We start from the raw sequence: 18,741 nt of genomic DNA on the forward strand, positions 1-18,741 counted from the left end.
CCGTGCCATTCCTCCTCCACCGGTTCGATGTCTAAACGGCGATCCGACTCAAAACTTGGCCTGAAGAGGGGCGCGGGTAACGCTGGCAGCCCTTTCTGGCTGCGGTGGTGCTCAAAATGAGGAGATGTTTGGGTCCTCACGAATGTTGTCAGCTTTGACCCAACATCAACAAGCGCCGCTCTGTCCAACAGAGAATGTAGTGCTTGCAGAAGGACTTTCAGTTCGGCACGTCGCTTGCTTTGCTCAGAACACCATCACACCGCGACGAGAGGACGATGCGGAGAATGCTGTGCTGCGATAGTGCGCGACTGCCGCCTGCTGCTTCCGGTCTTCGTACCGTTCTTCGCCGCAGCGCTTCTCACAGCCCCACGCGCTCGCGACCTTTCTGCTGCTCGAGCAGTTATTCGCGGCGTGCTCTTCGCGGAAGCACCGTTGGCGCTCTATGGCACTGCGATGGCGGCGGTGCTCGCCCGCGATTGCGGGAGCGAGGCGGCATTTCGCCGTTCGGCGCAGGCGGGTCGAGCGCCGCTCACTCTCCGACTATGGTAACGACTCTGGTCGATGGCGCGGCGCTCCCTTATCGATGGCTGCGGCACGGCGGATGATTCTTGTGCTCCTGCTGCGGCTGCAGCGTGTCCACAAAGGGCGGAGCTTAAATGTGCGGTGGCGCGGCAGATTAATAGCGCGCGTTGGACAGCGGAAGACGGGGTGAGGAATGCGTGTTTGCGAAGTCGCCGTTGTCGGCCTCGGGCTGATAGGAAGCTCTGCGTTCCATTCGCTGCTGCGTCGTGGGACCGACGTGCTCGGCTTCGACCCTCTTGTCTTGGGCGAGGCTCGCGGCTCGTCGCATGGCTCATGCCGAGTGTACCGACGCTTCAATTTCGAGAGCGCGGCCTACACGGAGCTAAGCGATGCTGCCTTCAAGGGATGGCGGATGCTGGAGGCCGCCAGTGGACGGACAATCCTGATGCCGACTCGTGTACTCGAAGCAGGACCTCCCGGATCGAAGATGGTGGCCGACTCCCGCGCTGCCGCGCTGAAGGACGCCGTCCCCGGTCCAGCCACGGGAGCGGAAGCAAACGCCGCATTTCCCGCCTTCCGGCTTCCCGAACACTGGGATGTGGTCGTCCAGGAAAGCGGCGGGATCCTATTGGCCGAAGCTGCGATCCGCGCATTTCGCGAAGGAGCCGAGCACCGCATCGTTCTGGCTCCGGCCCGAATACGGCCGGTGGCCGCCGGCATCCGTATTTCAATGCCCCAAGAGGTAATCTTGGCCGAGAGGGCCATCATCGCGGCTGGACCGTGGATTGCCGGGCTAGTCCCGGGACTTGCACGACACTTAAAGATCACCCGACAAACGGTCGGTTGGTTCAAGCCGGCCAAACCGGAATTGGTGCGTTACGGTGAGTTTCCGGCGTTCATTGTCGAAGGGGAGAAAGGAGTGGTATACGGCTTTCCCGATTTTGAGGGACGAGGCGTGAAGGCTGCACAGCATGACCATGGGCCGGTCGTGGGGGCAGACGCCTGGCACCCGCAGCCGACCGACGCAGAACTGGAGACTGTTGGATTGACGCTCGCCGAATTGGTCCCCGGAGCGGCGGGCCCAATCGTCGAGCGCGATATCTGCCTCTACACGAACACGCTCCGAGCAGACCTGCGACCGGACGAGGGCAACGAATTCATCATTGACCGACTTCCGGCCGATCCCCGCATCATCGTCGCCTCGCCTTGCTCCGGTCACGGTGCCAAGTTCGCCAGCGCGATCGGTACGATGCTCGCGGATTTGGCGCTCGATGCGAAGCTGATAGCGCCGAAGGCATTCCAATTAGACCGGTTCAGCGGCGTCGAGCCGCCAAGCTCCTGACAGGTCAATGGCGTCCAATTCTGGTATTGCAGACAATGGCGTAATTGCGGTCGTGGGCTCGGGAACCAATGGAGCTCCCGCAAACAACCGAGTCGCCCGCAGCTCTTGCTGGCCGATTCTAGCGGTTGATTTTGAGAGCAGCACGAGATGATGCAGGTTGCTTACAGTCCAGCGCAACTCTTTGCTCGGCGTAAGACGTCCGTTCGCAGGACGTTCGCGGCCTCGAACAGATAGGTCCGAACCTGGTGGTTGCCGCGCTTGGAGATGCCGCCAGCGCGATCGATCCCGCCGATTGATAACGTGCCGGTGTCAGGCCGGGGCGGACCTGTTTCAAGGATTCGAAGTACGAGCGCCAATCCTTCGTTCCGTTGCAAGCCATCTGGAGCCGGGCCGCAGCAATCTTCGCGCCAATGGTCCGAACCGGTCGTCGGTGGCCCTCAGGATCTGGTCCTTGAGCGCGGTTCCGGCGCGCCGACCGTCCGCGATGGCCGGACGCCTTCGGCGCCCCGGTCGGTCAAACCGCGGCTGGCGATCTCGATCTCGCGTTGAAGCGCCTCGATCGTGCGAGTGTGCCTGGCCTCTTCCTCGCGGCGGGCGTTCCGTTCCGACTCGAGAAGGATCTTCAACACCCGTATCTCGCGGCGCTCGACCGGCAGCATCCGCGCGACCTGTTCGATGTCCGCGATCTGCTCGCCAACGAAGGCATCACGGACGATCTCCGCGAGGCATTCATCATCTACCTCATCAGCCATGACAGGCCGATTTCCGAGGTCGTGGTTCCTCGTCGCAAGGATATCGAGCACGAGTTCACGCACGGCTTCGAGGGCATGAGCGCCGATGAAGTAAGTCTGGACGAGTTGCTCGAAGCCCGAGAAACGCTGATCGCCGAGATCGCGGGAAAAATGCCGCAAGCTCATAAGGATTTCCTCATAGGGTTTAAGCGCGGCGAGCCGGATTGGAGCCTGCTGGGCGTCCCTGGCGCGGCGGAGCTGCCGGCGGTGTGCTGGAAGCAGATCAATCTGGACAAGCTTCCTGCCGAGCACTGGGCGAAGCTCGTCGCGCAACTCGAGGAAGTCTTGCGTAATGCCTGAGGTCGGAGGAGGGGGATCTCCGTCGAGCACGCGCGTGGCAACTCGTTCAGACGACATGTCCAGGGAGCACTCCGCCGCCCAGCAGGACTGGAGATTGCGGCTTCAGCTCAGCCGGCGCGAGCCTGACTGCGACGGTCTCATTGCCCGCATGAAAGTTCTGAATCGCTGGCCCGGATTGATTCATTTATTTAATTGGACGGTCGATTCGGTAATTGCGATTCTGGCGCATGTCCGAACTCATGGTGCAATATCTCGTGCTCGAGCGTCGCGATCCGGCCCGCAACATGGCGCGGTTCTATGTGCTCACGATCGAACCGACGCTGTTTGGCGATACGGCATTGGTGCGTGAATGGGGTCCTCTCGGTGGGCGCGGGCGACGGCGGCTCGATCTGTTCAAGGGGCGCGTGCAGCTGTAAAGGCCCTCGAGTCTTGGCTCAGGCGCAAGACCCGCCGTGGTTATCTCCAGCGAGAATTTCCGCGTTTGGAGCCAGCGTGCGACATACCGCAAGCTGGCTGATTGGCCCGCATGCCTTTGATCGCGCTTCGCGTCCCCGATGAAGTCGCGGTGGAATTCTTAATTCTTGCCGCGACCCAGGGCGGCAAGTGCGCGCTACTGCGGCGATTTTGGAGAGTGAAGCTATCCACCCCGGGGCCGACATCTCGTTCTGTGAAACCGTCTTGTGGGCAATCGACGATCACGCCAAACCACTCCGCGACAGAGTCTCATGGTCCTCTATGAGGAGCGTCCGCCTTTCAGAAGCCACTGCCGTACCCGAAATAACTGCTATGTCCGATCCAGATGAAAACGCGCCGTATTGTACGCGCTCCGCGCCTACGAGACGGAGCGGCAAAAGCAATTCGCGGCTGAAGTTGACGCGATCCAGTTCGACGTTTCGGATTTGCGCTGCGCCATGGGCCAGCTTGTGCGAGGACATGGAAAAACTCGTCGCCGAACTTGGCGGGGCCTTCCTTTCGGCCGATTTCAACCTCACACCAGAGGTGAGGGAAGTGCACGCCGCCTATATCGGATCGTGGATTAAGACCTCGAAGAACGTTAAAAGGGGCCTCTTCACCACTTGCTCGTACGCCCAAAAGGCAGCCGAATATCTGCGCAGCTTGCAGCCCATCTGCGGCGAGGCGCCTGCGGCTTCACCGCAGGACCGGGGTCTGCAACTGGTCGGCTAAATCCCGCCGCCAGCTTCGATCTGGTGCGCCCACTGGCGATCGGCAGGCGCGGTCGTGCGTCCATAAGGACTAAACCTTTGGGTGATCTGGCAAAAGAAGGGCTTGCGGTCCCCCAAACCTAGCGCCACTCTATTTTCAAAGGGGGCGGGTGCCATGGCGGCGGCGCAGGGGCTACAGACCAAGATCTTGCGGCGAGCGAAATCGTACCAGCATTATACCGTCTATCGGGCCGCGCTTGAGTGGGGGCTGACCGATCCAATCGTGATCGAAAGCCGCGACGATTTCAAATCCGAGTTCCGTTGGAAGGGCCGACTTGAGCCCTTCCACCACCAGGTACAAAACCTCATCACATTTTGCCGACGTTTGCCGGTGACCCTACTCGCAGACGATGTCGGTCTCGGCAAAACGATATCCGCTGGGCTTGTGGCAAGCGAGCTCATGGCCCGAAATCCGGTGGCGAAGATTCTGATCGTTGCGCCCAAACTGCTTGGCCCACAATGGAAGGACGAGCTCGGGACAAAGTTCGATATCCCGGGCGAGGTCGTTACCGGAAGCAAACTTGTTTCAGCCGACCCTGATGAAATGGGCGCGGTCATTACGACCTATCATTCCGCGCGCGTCCATCTCGACAAGATTCCCGATGACCGTTTCGACATGCTTGTGCTCGACGAAGCTCACAAGCTTCGTAACCTCTATGGCGTTGATCCCACGCCGCAGGTCGCGAAGGTATTTCACAGGGCGCTGCAGCGACGCCGCTTCCGCTACGTGCTGATGCTGACCGCGACACCAATCCAAAATCGGCTATGGGATCTTTATTCCTTGGTCGAACTCCTCACGGTTGCGCGCGGACACGAAAATCTATTCGGCAACGAAGGCGTCTTTGCCCGCCGCTTCATGGACGATAAGCGCGAAAATGCGCGCGTCCTCAAGCCAGAGGCGCGAGAGGAGTTTCGTAAGATCGTCTATGGCTATATGTCGCGCGTTAGACGGGGCGACGCCAATCTGGATTTTCCCGAACGGAAGATCCAGTTGCACAAAGTCACCCCATCGGAGGAGGAGCTTGCGCTCATCAATGCCATAGCCAAACCGATCCAAAAGCTCAATCGGCTCGCCCAGATCAGCATTCTGCAAGCGTTGACGAGCAGTCCACACGCGCTCATGGCGCAACTCCAGACGATGGCCCGTAACGAGATGGTGCCACGCGAACTAGCGGAAACCGTCAAAGCGATCGTCACGCCCATGAGAACGAGCGCGAAGCTCGAAGGGCTTCGTCAACTCGTTTCGATGCTCAAGCAGCAAACTCCGACCGGCTGGCGAATGGTCGTCTTCACCGGGCGGCGCGAAACGCAGACCACAATTCAGGCATTAGAACTCGGGCTCAAGGTTGGCATTATCAACGGCTCATCGGGCCAGCGGAACCAAGAGACCATCGCGCGGTTTCGTGCCGACCCGCCCGAAATGCGCGCCATCGTCTCAACCGAAGACGCCGCGCTTCTGGCCGGCAGATGAAGACGCGGCGCGGGTTCTGTGCGTCATGGCCGCGAAGCGTGGCCTTGTAACGGAACGTCTTACCGGCGCGACATTTATCCAGCGTTGCTTTCGCGATGCTGAAGAGTTTGAAAGTTGTTTGGCCACCTTGGCAGCTCTTGGCGTCGATACTACCGGTCTTGAGTCGGAAGGGCTGTTTCACGCCGATTTGCTCTTGTCCCGCCCTGAGATAGATGCGCGCGCCACCCGTCTCGAAAACATTGTCACCGTCGCCAGCGGCAGGGGTCGGCCTATCGGGCCCCGTTATGTGCATATTGGAGGCAACGCGGGCTTGCAGGTTGCGTTGGAGCCGTGACGGGTTCCTTTTCCGAGGATAGTTGTGGGTATCCCCCAAGGAACTGTACACCGAAGTGGATCATACCCTGACTTCCTGAATGATTACTTTCTATTAGGTCGGTAGTCTTACAGAGAAGCCTTGGTTATGACTACTTCGCCGATTGCGAATCCATGTGTTGCCGTGCCGTATGATCGAGGTCGCCGCTGCGTCAGATTTCTACGATCGAGTGCGGCGTATTGCCGCTTCCAACGTATCGTTCGAAGTGCGGCAAGCGAAGAAGGTCGCACTGCGGCCGACGCCAAGGCCAGGGCGAAATCGATAGCAAAGGTCAGCACGAGCCAGCCGATTAGCGCGCCAGCCAGAGCCTGTTCCAGGCCAGCCAGATCACGCCCGCAATCGCGGCCCAGAAATGGAAGCCGGTCGCGTACGAAGACGAATTTGTCGGCCGCCGCAAGAGCCGCGCCGTTGGCCGCGGGGCATGCACTGTATAGACCGGCTTCGAACGCTCCGCCGAGGATGGACTCTTACTTACAGCATGATCTCCCGGAAAACCGGCACGACCTTTTCCGGATCATGCACCCGGAGATCAGCCGCCGAGCTGCCCCTTGGTTGAGACGCCAGCATGCATTCGCTGTGGTCTTCCATGCGAGCCTGCAGGAAGACGCCGTCTTGAGGTCTGAGGTCGAATACCCGAGCGGGTCTCGCATCGGACCCGCCTGACGACAGGAGGGGGGCGCTCCGATTCTGTCGGCACCTCTTCACCGGCCTTCGGTTTGAGCCGACGAAATTCATCGACCGACATCATAATCGATCTGGTTTGCCGTGGTTCATGATTGCGACGCGGCCGGATACGGCAGCCCGCTGCATCTCCCCGGATTGCTGCTGCAAATCCTGAGAGGAGAAGGTTCGAATAAGCGCTCAATGATCTTCACGTATTTATGTATTTTTCTCGAGTAGGTGCGCGGCGCCGTTCGAGCGCCTTGCGATCCCCATTCAAGATGCGGCAGGAAGAGTACTACCACTCTGCTTTTTGTTGGGTCGCCAAGCCGAAGAATCCGTCATTGGAGGGATCCTTCGTCGGCGAAGTCTTCTGAGCAGTTTCGAACCGGCTGCACGCCGACCATTTCACGCTGCCGCACACCGGGCGATCTTCACGGCGGTAGATGCGTGCGGCCCTCAACGGGCCGCGCCTCAGCCTCTGGCTCGAGCGCCAATCGTGAGCTCAAGGATGATGTCGATTGCGGGAATCCATCTTGAAGCAGCCCCATAGAGCAATGAAAATATCCCTGCGGGACTCTTGAGTCTCATTGTTCTAGGCCACGCTCTGCGAGCAGCCGGTGCATGACCTCGCCTTTTATCTCGGCTGCGATTTGGTTTCGGACTTGGGCTCCGAGCACCCGCTCGGCATCGACGTCGCCTACCAGACCATGTTCGGCCAGTCGCTGATCCAGACGGCTTTGAAACTCTTCGCCCATGGCTTCGACAAGCCGGTCCTGCATCGCTGCATGTTCGTCCGGTGCGATGCGCCTCAGCACCGTCTCCCAAGGTTGCCAGCGCGTGGCCATATAGTCGGTGAATTGGTTCGCTTCCCGCTCCCGGACCAGGTCCAGCGCCTCCGTCGCATCATCCTCGCTTACGCGAGAGACCGCCAGGAAGCGCATGTCAGGGGCGACGTGACTGAGCTCCAGCGGCTCGCGCAGCCGATGTTGATAGGCCAAGTAGACTTCCACGTCGTCTATGTCTGGGTCGAGGCTGAGGAGCGAGTTGACCCTGTCGCGCGAGATCTCGTCAAGCGCCTCCAAGCGGAACGCAACACGGCCGCGCTGGATCAGTTCGCCAAGACGATCGTCATAGACGCCGCCCTCGACATCAGCGTTGAGGCGCGCGGTCTGCATACCGTTCCAGTGCAAGGTAACTCGATCCTCGCAGCTCGCGTTGGCCTCGGAAGCCTGTGCAAAAAACTGCTCGCGCAATCTCGGATTGGCCGCCGCCTGCCGCAGATCATCAGCCACTCTCTGCCGAAACTCGTGATTGCCATAATTAACGGTCTCTCGTAGCCTCTCTAGAAACCGTGCGTAGTCCTGCGCGCCGGGCTCATCCGCAAAGTGCTGCCATTCGGCCGGTGCCGAGGGGGCGTCTCCCAGCCAGTGCGCGGCAGCCTCATACAGAGATTGCTGCGCAAGCTGAGGTGGCGCTTCAGCCGCCGCCAGATTAGCGAGGACGTCGTCCGGCAGCGGGTTATCCCCGAACTCGAGGTTCTCCAAATGCGGGTAGCTAAAACTCGATAAAAGACCCTCAGGTAGGCTGGTCAGCCGGTTACCGCTGAGATTGAGCGATTGGAGCGTGCTCGGAAGAGGGGCGGGGAGGTTGGCCAATTGATTGCTGCTGACATCGAGTTCAATGAGCCCCGATGGGAGGGAGTCGGGGAGGTCGGTCAGCTGATTGCCACTAACCGCGAGCGAGGTGAGCCTGCTCGGGAGAGCGTCCGGCAGGCTAGTTAATCGGTTGTCGCTTGCGTTCAGGATCTCGAGCCGAGCCGGAAGGTTGGCCGGCAGACTGGTCAAGCTGTTATCGGCCACCTCCAGCCGAGAGAGGGTCGCCGGAAGAGCGTCCGGCAAACTGATCAACCGGTTATGGCTAATGAGAAGATGCTGAAGACCGGGTGGGAAGCTAGCGGGCAGGCTGCTTAGCTCGTTGTGCCTGGCGCGCAGTTCAAGCAATCTTGGCGGCAGGGCGGCGGGCAAAGCGGTCAGGGAGAGGGAGGACAAATCCAGCAAGTGCGAGCCCGCGTTGTCCGAAACCCTAATTCGTGTGCGCCCCTGTCGCCGATTCTCGGCTTCGCCCTGCCCCTCTTCGGCAACCCAGTTGTCCAGGATCTGCGCGCGCGCGGAGGCCGGGGTCCGATATCCTGTCATGGCTTCGACCAAATCCGCCACGGCTCGGCTGAAGCCGCTGAGGTAACTTTCCTGCTCCCCCTCTTCAGAAGCGTCCGAGGAAGAACCTGCACTCCGCTGTGCCTGTCCTGTGTTCATCAATTTCTCCATCGTCAGAACAAGAATGCCCCCGCTTCTCAAGGTCGCGAAGCAGGCTGGTTGTCATGATCATTCGAGAGCCAGCGCACGTGCGCTGCGGCTCCCGCCCGACTCGAGCCGGTACAGGTTCACATGAGCCCAAATGCGGCAAATGGATCGCTACTGCTGCGAGGCTTCCTGCCATTTCGTTGACCAGATTAAGTCCCGGAGGACCGTCAACGTGGCAGCGTTCTGCCCTTAGCAGGCCTACCTGTCGATCAGCTGACGAGTGTCGCTGCAGAACCCCGGGTCGCTCGGTTGCCAGCGGTGACAGAAGTAAGCCCGCCTCTTTATTCCGAGGATGCTCGCCTTATTTCGGGGCTTGAGGAGGTCCTCCGCAATGGAAGCAGCGCCGGCGCCCGCTGCCAGGACTCGCTCAGACACCTACGGCGGTTTTCCATTGGTTGATCTGACTGCGCCCACGCCGTCTGAATCACGCGACGATGCTTATTCTGTACGGCCGTTTCCGAGCACCTCCGCTGATGCTCAGATCGGGGCTTTAGGTCCGACAGCCTCGTCCCACGGCCGCGGGCTGGTGCTCGAGGACGGAATGGCTGGGCGACGAGCATATCGACAGGGATCACCGGTTCCAGGAGCAGGATTTGCAGAGGTACCATCCAAATCTCGCCGCCCGGACGCGGTTCGTGAATCCCCTCATCGTTCTAAATTATCTGCGCTCTGACGACGATGGCGTCGTGCGAACCGAATTCCAGCGCATCGTCGATGATGATAATGGTAATGATGCAGCCGACTTCCTGTTCCTGCTCGTGATTAATGCCGATCCTGAAGATCCTAATAGCCTCGGCAACCACTGGTCGCTGCTGTTCGTTGATCGCAGCGACCGGGGCCGGCCGGTCGCCTATCACTACGATTCCTACGGCGGACTCAACAACAAGGATGCAGAACATCCCGCAAGTCGGCTGGACCTCCGCCTGGAGCCGGCATGGCCCGGCAGCGGAACGGCTATGATTGCGGCGTCTTCGTGGTGGACGGCACGCGGGCGCTGGTTAGGCAATTGGAGCAAGGACGGGAGCCACACCTGCTGAACCTCAGCAACCTCGTTGCCAATCGGCAGGCACTGCAGAACCGACTCAGGGGCTGATGTCGCCGTGGGCGGATAGCTCGTCGACGATGCCGCCAACGTCATCCTCTCCGCCGTCGGTTACAATTTCCGCCGCGTCCTCGCCTGGCTAAGGGCTCTTTGGTACCTCTTCCTGGCTGCCTTCTTCTCAGTCACCAGCCACCGCACGCCACTCAAATCGGCTTCTTAACCGACGCGCCGCGACGACGACGATACTGAAGATCTACTCCCTCTCAACTTCCCCAAAAGCCGCAGCGCCGAAAACCCGGCCTGATATAACATAATCTCTCGTCCAGCAGCGAATCCACTGGCTCTCGTAGGGGCCGACTGATTCTATGCGAGATTCAATGTGACGAGAAAGTCGCGCTTACGTTCAAGCGGCACCAGCGGCAGTTGCGCATCGTGCGCAGCCGCCTGGCCCGGATCATCCGCGACATCCGCCGCAAGATCGAAGGCCAGGATGCGCTCGAAGAGGCGTTCGCACTCCCGTTGAGCCGGGCCACGCAGATCCGCTCGCAGCAGCAGCGCCAGCGCGGCTGGAAGCTGTATTCCTTCCATGCCCCCGAGGTGGAGTGCATCGGCAAGGGTAAGGCCAGCGCGCCTTACGAGTTCGGCGTGAAGGCTTCCATAGTCACCAACAACCGGCCTGCTCCCGGCGGCCAGTTCGTGCTGCACGCCAAGCGCTGCCCGATAACCCTTACGATGGTCACACCCTGCGGGACATCATCGACCGAACCGAGACACTCACCGGGTGCGCGATCGAGCGCGCCTTTGTCGACAAGGGATACCGCGGCCATGACGCACAGAACCCGCGCCGCGTCTTCATCTCCGGCCAGAAGCGCGGCGTCTTCGGCACTATCAAGCGCTAGCTGCGGCGCCGTTCCGCTATCGAGCCCGTGATCGGCCATTTGAAGGCTGAAGGACGCCTCGGCCGCTGCTACCTCAAAGGCCGCGCCCGCTGGGGCAATTCGGTGAGGACATGTCGCAACCATGCGAAGGGCTCAACGCTACAGGCGCGACAGGTCAGCACCAGGCTATAGACAACGGCACTGGCGCTGGCTCCATCAACGGTATCGCTGAAGAGCCAATTTTTCCTGCCACAGGCGAAGATTCTGATGTCGCGTTCAAGAAGGTTGTTGTGGATCGGCATCTCGCCGTCCTCGTTGTAGCGCGTCAGATATTCCCACTGATTGAGCGTATAGGAGACAGCATCGCCGAGCTTGGTGTCGGGCACGACCTTTGCGGCGATTGCTTCGAGCCATGCCTTGAGAGTGTTCAGGACAGGAATGCTGTGTTGCTGGCGGAAGCGGCGCCTGTAATTGGCCCGCGTTTCGCCGTCATCCGGTTTTTCTTCACGCACCTGTCTTTCAATCCGGTAGAGTTGGTCGAAGAACTTGAGGGCTTGCGCCGGCAGCCCGCCGGGTTTCTTCCTCGCTTTGAGGGCGTCGACAAAGCGCCGCCTGGCGTGGGCCACGCATCCGATATGCGTGGCGCCTTTCAACGTGCGCCAGGCCGAGTAACCGTCACTCATCAAGATGCCGCGGTAGTCGCCAAGGAAGGTCTGCGGGTGTTCCTGCCCACGACCAGGCTGATAATCGAACAGCACAATCGGCTGCTCACTGTCCTCGCCGCTGCAATAGGCCCACATGTACGAGGTGCTGGAGGCTTCCTTGTCCTTTTCCTTCAATACCTGAACCGTTGTTTCGTCGCCGTGGATGAGGGCCTGGCACCGGAGCCGCAGTTTCAGTACGTCGTAGATGCGCACATTGATCAGCATCAGGTTCATCGCCCCGCGACCGAGCCAATCCTCCTGCGCCGCCGTTTCCCAGCTCGGGATCGTGACCTCGCCGCCATCCACGCCCCGGACCCGCGGGCGCTCGACCTCGATCTTGCCGCCGTGGAAGCCGATCCGTCCCCGCGTTCGGCCCAAGGTGCGTCCGCCGCGCCGCCTCGCGATCGTGGCGCGGCCCGCCACAACATCCGCCTCCATCATCGTGCCGAGCGCCTCGATCCCTGCCGCAAGGCAGAACCGATCGAAGCTCGCCCGCACTTCTGCAAACGCTTCGTCCACCGCCCCGGTCGCCGGCCAACCAGCCGGTGTGATATCTCTATCATGGCGTTGCTCTTCTTTGTGGAATCAGCACCCCGAGCCTACCGGCTCAAGGTGGGCAACGCCGACCTCTTCAGAAATTCAACAGAACCCGGGACATCCCCAGTTCTTGTTCTAAATGGGCGATCTTCTCATCCAGGGACTGCAACTGGTCGACAGCAATCGTAGGATCGATTGGGCCATCGCGGGGGTATCTGCTATCCTATTCAGGAGTTTGGCCAGATTGATCCATCATTCCGATCGCGGCGCCCAGGGCGAACTCCGTCGGAACACCTGTTCTCACTCATGACAGCAATTTGTCCAGCACCTCTGCCGGTTGGCAACATGATAAGGGTCCCAGAGCGGTCGGATCGAAACCGGATCAAGTAGTCCTATCCACGTGGTCCACTTCAGATTTCCACCAGATCGGTCGTGTGTGTTGCAGGCGCGCGAAATCTTGAGCGTCGAAAAAGGTGCTTGATCACAGTCTGCAACCAAATTCCAATTTGCCACCGCTTGGGTCCAGACTGCCTATTTTGTCTTGCCCAGCTGAGGCGCCCGCGCGCCGGTTTTTGCCCGACGCGGCTGCCATTGCGACACGAATCGTAGCTTTGATCGGCCTGGGCGGCAATCAACATCTCGCAGTCGCGCAGCGCCTTGATGTTGCAGGCATAGGCTGGTCCACGGCGGTTACCTTTCTGTTGGGGATGTCCGGCTTGAAGTTGCATCGCGCGGGTCTTGTTGGCGACCAGCGCCGGGTGCGCCCACAGGTAATCCTCGCTCTTCGTCAGCAAATGCCAGCAGAGCACAGTAAGCTTGCGAGCCACGGCGACCGCGGCGATCTGATGGCCGCGCCGGGTGCGGATGCGCACGAAAAAGCACGCAGTGGACCGGGCGCCTTGGCCGCTGCCCAGGCCGCCTCGACCAGCATGGCGCGCGCGTGACTGCGCCCGATCTCGCTGATGCGACGTGATGGGCGGCTCCCAGTCCCGACTGCCGCACCCGCGGGTTCAGCCCGAAATAGCTCGCTAGGGGGCGCCGGCCGTCCGGATCGCGGTCGGCACCAGGCGCATACTCCTCCATCCTTCAAGTCAGAGGGACAAGCAGGACTCGATCGCGCCGGGGCGGGATGACCACCGAAGGACGGCTCACGCCATTTAAGGGGCAATCCGTTCTGCGGGTGAGCCTTGGTGTATGTCGTCCGGCAACGTCGTCGCCAAGAATAGGCGTCTCTCCCGCAGGACCCTGGGGGCTTGGGGCAGCTCAAAAATACCGCAACCCCGTAGGATCCCGCATTGCCAAGCCGCCAATAGAGCAGCATGTTTCCTCTGGAATTGGAGGGAGAACCGTAGTGATCTTCGCAAGCGGACGTCGGAGCGGTCGGTCATTCAGCCGTGCCGGACGATTGAGGAAGCAGAGGCCGTTGCCGCGGAAATGAACGGCGCCGGGTTTAAGAATGTTGCGATCGGGGACACAAGCCGGCCCGCGAAATGAACAGTCGGTGAGCAGTCTTCTCTAGTATGGAAATGCTGCTCGGATAGCTTGGGCACCTTGCCCACCGGCGCGCGGTGAACATCCACTGATAGGACCGATCCCTCGGGATCACCGAGCGCACGGCCGATGAAGGAGCAAAGCTTGCAGCCGTCTGGCGCTCTCCGTTTCTGTTGCCGTCTGCCGACCAGGGTGATCTGGTTGCTCTCGCTGTGGGTACGGTTTCGCTGTGGGGGACGGTCTGGAGCACGACACGGGATACCGCGCGCAATTCGGGCGCGTGCGAACTGTCGATGATCTGTTGGTAGGTGAGGAGTTCGAGCGCCGCCAGACAGAGTGCGACCTACTCGATCTGGTGCGAAACAACTACGGCTTAAAGAAAGGAGTAGCCACATGCTGTTCTTTGTCGATCTCGCCCTCGCGCCTCTGCAGTTCATGGCCTCGTTTTGCGACGAGATGGTGAGGCCGCTGACGCGGTCGGTGCGCCCTGCCATCGCGGGCCCGGCCCAGATAATCCATATCACCCCAGAGCGTCGGGCGCGCCGAAAGCGGAAGATTCTGCGTCGCCTGCAACTCGGCTATTGAGGAGGCTGCGCTGATGACCGTGGGGATGTCCCGATCGGTGTTGAACTACGTCGGGCCGACGGGAGTGAATGTTACGCGGGCCTCGAGACGTGGGCAATGGGCTTGATCGTCATGCGATCGTGGCGAGCTTGTGGGCCGCACGCAGAACCGACAATTGCGGGCAGCCGGGCGGCGCGGCTGGCTGACTTCATGGCTGCCGATCTGTCCGCGCTCGACCATCTGGTGGTCCAAATCGACGGGCTGCATCTCGGCGACGATCTCGTGCTGGTCGCCGCAATCGGAGTTGGCCGCGAAGGCAACAAGCGTAAGCGCGAAGCCGATACCCTGGCTTCAGAGTTAGAATGAATGTGCGAAGAAGCCTCCGGCTTGGAACGGAGGTTTGGATGGGATTGGACAGCAAAAAGGACGTCCATTTGGGCGGCTCACCTGTAGGGCTGGTGAGCCGGCTGGAGGTCCTCGAAGGACCGTCGGGGCGCCGTGTGTGTTCGGAGGCTGAGAGAGCCCGGATCGTCGCCGAGAGTCTGCTACCTGGTGCCCAGGTGTCCGAGGTGGCGCGCAAGCACGGAGCGACGCGCTGGCATATTTACGATTGGCGACGCCGCTTTCGACAGCGAGGCATGTTGGCGCCGTGCGAGGCATCGCAGTCGACATTCGCAGCGCTGGTCGTGGAAAGCGCGTTGGAGGAGCGTCAGGTTCCGGCGATCAAGCTTGAGATCGCGATCGGCGATGTTGTGCTGCGGACGGACACAGCCATAGATGGCGAGCAGCTGTCCCGGGTGATCCGCGCAGTCCGAGCGTCACGATGATCGCGGCCGGTGCCGATCTGAAGATTTACATCGCGACGCGGCCGATCGACTTCCGCTGTGGCCACGATGGGCTTGCGGCGAAGGTGCAGGAGATGCTTCGTCTCGACCCGTTCAGCGGCGCAGCCTTCGTGTTGCGATCGAAACGAGCACAGCTCGTTTCATTGTACGTCCCTTTGTCAGAAGAGCTGGCTCCGCAAATTCGGACAGTAGCTTGAGTGGATTTTCTGCCTGAGAGCGGCGAGGCTTCTTGCCGCGAAACAGGAGCGAAGATGACGAAGAGGAGTCGCCGGACGCATTCTCCGGCATTCAAGGCAAAGGTGGCTTTGGCGGCCGTGAAGGGGGAGAAGACATTGGCCGAGCTGGCGCAACTGTTTGATGTCCATCCGAACCAGATCACGACCTGCAAGTCCCAACTCCTGGAAGGCGCCGCCGGAGTGTTTGGGCAGGACAACGGACCGGCCGAGGCGCCGGTCGATTTGAAGCGTTACATGGCAAGATCGGCGAGCTTGCGTTGGAGAACGATTTTTTGACCGGCGCGCTCACCAAGGCGGCCCTGCTGAGCGCAAAGCGATGATCGACCGCGACCATGATCTGTCTGTCGTGCGCCAGGCGAAGGTCCTGAACCTTGCCCGCAGTACGGTTTACTACGAACCTCGGCCGGTTTCGGCCGAGGACTCGTCTTGATGCGCCGGCTCGATGAGCTGTACCTCGATTATCCCTTCGCAGGGGGGCGCATGCTGCGATCGCTGTTGCAGCGTGAGGGCATGCAGGTTGGCCGCCGCCACGTCGCGACGCTGATGAAGCGCATGGGGATCGAGGCGATCTATCGCCGTCCGAACACGAGCAAGCCCGCACCGGGCCACAAGATCTACCCGTACCTATTGCGCGGATTGAAGATCGAGCGGCCGAACCAGGTCTGGGCAATGGACATCAGCTACATTCCGATGCGACGTGGATTCGTTTACCTCGCCGCGGTCGTCGATGTGTTCAGCCGAAGGGTATTGGTCCATCGCGTATCGATCACGATGGAGACGATATTCTGCGTCGAAGCGCTCCAGGAGGCGTTGGCGAAGCACGGCAGGCCCGAGATCTTCTTCAACACGGATCAGGGTAGCCAGTTCACCAGCCTCGACTTCACCGGCGTGCTGCTGGACGCGAACATCGCCATCAGCATGGACGGCAAGGGTGCCTGGCGCGACAACGTGTTCGTCGAGCGGCTGTGGCGCACTGTCAAATACGAGGAAGTCTATCTGCGTGCTTACGACAGCGTGCTCGAGGCGCGAGCATCGATTTCCAAATATCTGGCGTTCTACAATCGAGGACGTCCTCACTCGAGCCTTGACGAACGCACGCCCGACGAGGCTTACTTCGGCGCGCAAACGATGGTGACGGCCGCATGATCGTCGCCAACGATTTTGCTGCGGCTCTGGTCGGGCTTGCGCCCTCCCGACGCCACAGCAAAATCGTAAAGCCCCGCGTTCAGCATAACCCGGCAGGAATCCACTTAGTTTTCGCGGGGCCCTGTCCAAACAACCGGGACCAGCTCTGTTCTCTCAGGCCTGCTTTGGGTTCAAATAGAAAGGGGAATTGTGGTCAACCTCCAGCCTTCAGAGCGGCGACCGTACGACTGATTTGCGCAGTATCGGGGATAGGGCGCGGAGGCTCAAGACGACTGCGTTATTTCCACCACGCATCATTGCCACCACGCATCGCTCGTCGAGGATCCGTCCCTTCTCCGCTCGTGTGGCCGACCCGTAGCGCTCCGTTACCGCCGACACCACCTCGCGCCGCGCGCGCATGCTGATCTTTCCCGCATAGACGCCACCGACCAATTCGATGGCACCGCCCCAATCATCGGCGAAAAGTTGTCCAGTAACATTCTGGGTGAGGCAATGCGGGGGTCAAATTTGCAAACGATGACGTAATTGCGGTCGGCGCCCGCGGCTCGAAAGGCCCGCTATCTTCAAGCCTTCCCGCAATCTCGCGAATCGGAGGGGGCTATGAAGCAATATGTTGGGCTGGATGTCTCGCAAAGAGAAACGTCAGTATGTGTGGTCGACGAAGTGGGTCAGGTCTTGTTCGAGGGAAAGGCCAAGTCCGACCCGGGGGCGCTCACGGCACTCCTTCGCAAGCGGGCGTCACAGGCGGAGCGCATCGGATTTGAGACCGGGGCGATGGCGAGTTGGCTATGGCATGAACTTCGTAGGGTTGATCTTCCGGTGGTCTGCATCGACGCGCGGCATGCCCACGCGGCTTTGTCCGTACGCATGAACAAGAGCGATTGGAATGATGCTCGAGGTCTGGCCGAATTGGTGCGGGTTGGCTGGTATCGAGAAGTCAAAGTCAAGAGTGAGGAAAGTCAGAAGATCCGCGCGATACTCATCGCGAGATCTCGGCTCGTGGCCATTCGTATATCGAGAACCAGGTCCGCAGTCTAATCAAAGAATACGGCTTGCTCTTCCCACGCGCGATCGGACTGAAGTTTCGCAATCAGGTCTGCGAGCTATTGGGCGAAGATCATCAACTCCTCGGTGTGATCGCGCCGCTTCTGTCGATCCAGGAGCAGATCTGCAAGCAGCAAAGCAAGTTCGACGACGAAGTCCGCCAGTTGGCGAAGTCGGATGAGACGACGCGCCGCCTGATGACGGTTCCTGGTGTCGGCGTCGTGACCGCCTTGGCCTTCCGCCATACGATCGACGACCCATCGCGCTTCCGATCGGCATCAAGCGTCGGCGCCTATCTGGGTCTTACGCCCCGACGAAACCAGTCTGGTGAAACTGACATCAACGGCAAGATATCACGATGGGGCGACCGTCTTCTCCGAACATACCTGTACGGGGCGGCGACCGTCCTGCTTTATCGAACGAAGAAATGGTCCTCTCTCAAGGCTTGGGGCATGAAGCTCGCCAATCGGATTGGCATGCGAAAGGCAAAGGTCGCCATCGCGCGCAAAATCGCCATCGTTCTTCACTGTATCTGGGTCGACGGCGGATTCTCGCCTTTGACGGCCTTACTGCCGGAGAAGGCTTCTAGCCGGTCGAAGAAGCTCGAGTCGTCCGCGGTGACTGTGAACGATTCCCATTTGGACTGACCGATCTTGGAAGCGAAGGCGGCGGGGTAGCCGAAATCCGGACTCTTGGCAGCCAGGCGCTCCCAAAGTTTCCACGTCCTCCAGTTCGCTCCGTATTCAGCACGGGAACCGTGTCCATCGAACCGTAGCTCGTATCGGATGTCATTGACCCGTTGGTCACGAACACAAGATCCCGTTCGGCCAGATCGATGGCGCGATCTTCGCCGCAATGCCGATAGCGCAAGCGCGTCGCGGTCTTCGTCCCGCCTTCGGCGACAATGTCAACATCGGTCACTTCCGTCCCCATCTCCAGCCGCACGCCCCGCGCCGTCAACCATGCGACGGTCGGACGGACCATGGCGTCGAACTGGTTGAGCTGGGTGCGGTAGATCCCCGCGAAAGTGTCGATCGTCGAGAACAGATGCAGGAAGCGCAGACAGTATCGCTTGAACTCGACGGCACTGTGCCATGGCGCAAATGCAAAGGTTGTAGACCAGATGAGCCAGAACTTGCTGCGGAAAAGTGGGGTTCGAACCAGTTCTGGATCGTCCTGGCGTCGAGCACCGATTCTGGAGCCGCGCAA

At 60.5% G+C, this 18,741-nt stretch carries 12 protein-coding genes and 8 pseudogenes; 15 read left to right on the top strand and 5 right to left on the bottom strand.

The window, feature by feature from the left end; translation table 11 throughout:
* The first annotated feature begins 715 nt into the window (after positions 1 to 715).
* The 6 genes and pseudogenes from solA to ACVIGA_RS28920 form a co-directional block, all read left to right on the top strand.
* Positions 716 to 1,864, top strand: a complete 1,149-nt coding sequence (gene solA, locus ACVIGA_RS28895; protein ID WP_456668714.1) for an N-methyl-L-tryptophan oxidase — start codon at positions 716 to 718, stop codon at positions 1,862 to 1,864.
* A gap of 545 nt (positions 1,865 to 2,409) precedes the next feature.
* On the top strand, positions 2,410 to 2,955 hold the full coding sequence (locus ACVIGA_RS28900) for a nucleotidyl transferase AbiEii/AbiGii toxin family protein (protein ID WP_166104020.1): 546 nt from the start codon (positions 2,410 to 2,412) through the stop codon (positions 2,953 to 2,955).
* A gap of 227 nt (positions 2,956 to 3,182) precedes the next feature.
* The gene (locus tag ACVIGA_RS28905; protein WP_456668715.1) at positions 3,183 to 3,371 is read left to right on the top strand and encodes a WGR domain-containing protein; all 189 of its coding nucleotides are present in this window, start codon (positions 3,183 to 3,185) and stop codon (positions 3,369 to 3,371) included.
* Between the two features lie 517 nt (positions 3,372 to 3,888).
* Positions 3,889 to 4,140 carry a zincin-like metallopeptidase domain-containing protein gene (locus tag ACVIGA_RS28910; RefSeq protein WP_231168562.1) on the top strand — a complete coding sequence of 84 codons (252 nt, stop codon included), beginning with the start codon at positions 3,889 to 3,891 and terminating at the stop codon, positions 4,138 to 4,140.
* 153 nt (positions 4,141 to 4,293) lie between these two features.
* Positions 4,294 to 5,649, top strand: a complete 1,356-nt coding sequence (locus ACVIGA_RS28915; RefSeq protein ID WP_456668716.1) for a DEAD/DEAH box helicase — start codon at positions 4,294 to 4,296, stop codon at positions 5,647 to 5,649.
* A gap of 31 nt (positions 5,650 to 5,680) precedes the next feature.
* Positions 5,681 to 5,983 (top strand): annotated as a pseudogene (locus tag ACVIGA_RS28920) (class I SAM-dependent methyltransferase); the annotation flags it as partial.
* A 328-nt stretch (positions 5,984 to 6,311) separates the two neighbouring features.
* Here ACVIGA_RS28920 and ACVIGA_RS28925 read toward each other — a convergent pair.
* Both ACVIGA_RS28925 and nopM read right to left on the bottom strand, forming a co-directional pair.
* Positions 6,312 to 6,449: a DUF2628 domain-containing protein gene (locus ACVIGA_RS28925; protein WP_371821702.1), complete on the bottom strand. Its 138-nt coding sequence runs from the start codon at positions 6,447 to 6,449 to the stop codon at positions 6,312 to 6,314.
* Positions 6,450 to 7,269: 820 nt separating this feature from the next.
* Entirely contained in the window at positions 7,270 to 8,997 is a 1,728-nt protein-coding gene (gene nopM, locus ACVIGA_RS28930) for a T3SS effector NEL-type E3 ubiquitin ligase NopM (protein ID WP_456668717.1), read from the bottom strand.
* A 641-nt stretch (positions 8,998 to 9,638) separates the two neighbouring features.
* Between nopM and ACVIGA_RS28935 the strand changes: the two genes are divergently transcribed.
* From ACVIGA_RS28935 to ACVIGA_RS28945, 3 genes and pseudogenes are all read left to right on the top strand, one after another.
* Positions 9,639 to 10,082: a hypothetical protein gene (locus ACVIGA_RS28935; RefSeq protein WP_248577186.1), complete on the top strand. Its 444-nt coding sequence runs from the start codon at positions 9,639 to 9,641 to the stop codon at positions 10,080 to 10,082.
* Between the two features lie 84 nt (positions 10,083 to 10,166).
* A pseudogene (locus ACVIGA_RS28940) lies at positions 10,167 to 10,307 on the top strand (IS5/IS1182 family transposase); the annotation flags it as partial.
* Between the two features lie 173 nt (positions 10,308 to 10,480).
* Positions 10,481 to 11,073 (top strand): annotated as a pseudogene (locus ACVIGA_RS28945) (IS5/IS1182 family transposase); the annotation flags it as partial.
* Here the strand turns inward: ACVIGA_RS28945 and tnpC are convergent.
* Positions 11,055 to 11,879: pseudogene (gene tnpC / locus ACVIGA_RS28950) on the bottom strand (IS66 family transposase); the annotation flags it as partial. The pseudogenes ACVIGA_RS28945 and tnpC overlap by 19 nt on opposite strands.
* Positions 11,880 to 12,616: 737 nt before the next feature.
* Positions 12,617 to 13,078 (bottom strand): hypothetical protein, encoded by a 462-nt coding sequence (locus ACVIGA_RS28955; protein WP_456668718.1) that lies wholly within the window; start codon positions 13,076 to 13,078, stop codon positions 12,617 to 12,619.
* Positions 13,079 to 14,090: 1,012 nt separating this feature from the next.
* Here ACVIGA_RS28955 and ACVIGA_RS28960 point away from each other — a divergent pair.
* The 6 genes and pseudogenes from ACVIGA_RS28960 to ACVIGA_RS28985 form a co-directional block, all read left to right on the top strand.
* Entirely contained in the window at positions 14,091 to 14,282 is a 192-nt protein-coding gene (locus ACVIGA_RS28960; RefSeq protein ID WP_166104006.1) for a hypothetical protein, read from the top strand.
* A gap of 168 nt (positions 14,283 to 14,450) precedes the next feature.
* Positions 14,451 to 14,585, top strand: a pseudogene (locus ACVIGA_RS28965) (IS256 family transposase); the annotation flags it as partial.
* An 80-nt stretch (positions 14,586 to 14,665) separates the two neighbouring features.
* Positions 14,666 to 15,088 carry a transposase gene (locus tag ACVIGA_RS28970; RefSeq protein ID WP_173640833.1) on the top strand — a complete coding sequence of 141 codons (423 nt, stop codon included), beginning with the start codon at positions 14,666 to 14,668 and terminating at the stop codon, positions 15,086 to 15,088.
* Complete coding sequence (gene tnpB / locus ACVIGA_RS28975; RefSeq protein ID WP_456668719.1) at positions 15,085 to 15,303, top strand: IS66 family insertion sequence element accessory protein TnpB; 219 nt, start codon at positions 15,085 to 15,087, stop codon at positions 15,301 to 15,303. Before ACVIGA_RS28970 ends, tnpB begins: the two co-directional genes overlap by 4 nt.
* A gap of 54 nt (positions 15,304 to 15,357) precedes the next feature.
* Positions 15,358 to 16,488, top strand: a pseudogene (locus ACVIGA_RS28980) (IS3 family transposase).
* Positions 16,489 to 17,088: 600 nt separating this feature from the next.
* Positions 17,089 to 18,077: pseudogene (locus tag ACVIGA_RS28985) on the top strand (IS110 family RNA-guided transposase); the annotation flags it as partial.
* Here the strand turns inward: ACVIGA_RS28985 and ACVIGA_RS28990 are convergent.
* Positions 18,056 to 18,741: pseudogene (locus ACVIGA_RS28990) on the bottom strand (oleate hydratase). The pseudogenes ACVIGA_RS28985 and ACVIGA_RS28990 overlap by 22 nt on opposite strands.

This window comes from Bradyrhizobium sp. USDA 3240 (assembly GCF_054063295.1).

Coding starts and splice junctions, on each gene's coding strand:
- solA (WP_456668714.1), top strand. CDS start 716: ATGCGTGTTTGCGAAGTCGCCGTTGTCGGCCTCGGGCTGATAGGAAGC.
- ACVIGA_RS28905 (WP_456668715.1), top strand. CDS start 3,183: ATGTCCGAACTCATGGTGCAATATCTCGTGCTCGAGCGTCGCGATCCG.
- ACVIGA_RS28910 (WP_231168562.1), top strand. CDS start 3,889: ATGGAAAAACTCGTCGCCGAACTTGGCGGGGCCTTCCTTTCGGCCGAT.
- ACVIGA_RS28915 (WP_456668716.1), top strand. CDS start 4,294: ATGGCGGCGGCGCAGGGGCTACAGACCAAGATCTTGCGGCGAGCGAAA.
- nopM (WP_456668717.1), bottom strand. CDS start 8,997: ATGAACACAGGACAGGCACAGCGGAGTGCAGGTTCTTCCTCGGACGCT.
- ACVIGA_RS28960 (WP_166104006.1), top strand. CDS start 14,091: ATGCTGTTCTTTGTCGATCTCGCCCTCGCGCCTCTGCAGTTCATGGCC.
- ACVIGA_RS28970 (WP_173640833.1), top strand. CDS start 14,666: ATGGGATTGGACAGCAAAAAGGACGTCCATTTGGGCGGCTCACCTGTA.
- tnpB (WP_456668719.1), top strand. CDS start 15,085: ATGATCGCGGCCGGTGCCGATCTGAAGATTTACATCGCGACGCGGCCG.